The sequence below is a fragment of the Pseudoalteromonas luteoviolacea H33-S genome (genome assembly GCF_001625695.1).
Classification (GTDB): domain Bacteria; phylum Pseudomonadota; class Gammaproteobacteria; order Enterobacterales; family Alteromonadaceae; genus Pseudoalteromonas; species Pseudoalteromonas luteoviolacea_B.
The window spans coordinates 1-446 of record NZ_AUXY01000099.1 but is presented as its reverse complement, the minus strand read 5'-3'; the positions used below and the strand labels follow the sequence as shown (position 1 = coordinate 446).

General features: G+C 46.9%; 1 protein-coding gene. It reads left to right on the top strand.

Annotation, left to right across the window (positions count from 1 at the left end; all coding sequences use genetic code 11):
• Positions 1-446 (top strand): IS256 family transposase (locus tag N477_RS20080; RefSeq protein WP_196760668.1); only part of this gene is annotated, 446 nt, incomplete at both ends.

Here is a 446-nt window from a genome sequence, read left to right as displayed (position 1 = left end):
GGTATGACGACCCGGGAAATCGTAGAAACCTTCAAAGAAATGTACGATGCGGACGTTTCTCCATCACTCATTTCTCGTGTCACAGATGCCGTTATCGCTAACGTAGTTGAGTGGCAAAGCCGTCCTCTTGATGTCATCTATCCCATCGTTTACCTCGACTGCATAGTAGTTAAAATACGTCAGGATAAACAGGTCATCAATAAGGCTGTTTATCTGGCACTGGGCGTTAACTTGGAAGGCCATAAAGAGTTATTGGGCATGTGGCTCTCTGAGACCGAAGGGGCGAAGTTCTGGCTCAATGTGCTGACAGAACTGCAAAACCGTGGTGTACAGGATATTCTGATTGCCTGCGTGGATGGTCTCAAGGGTTTCCCGGATGCCATCAATACCGTGTTCCCTGAAACTAAAATTCAGCTTTGTATCGTTCACATGGTTCGTAATGCGGT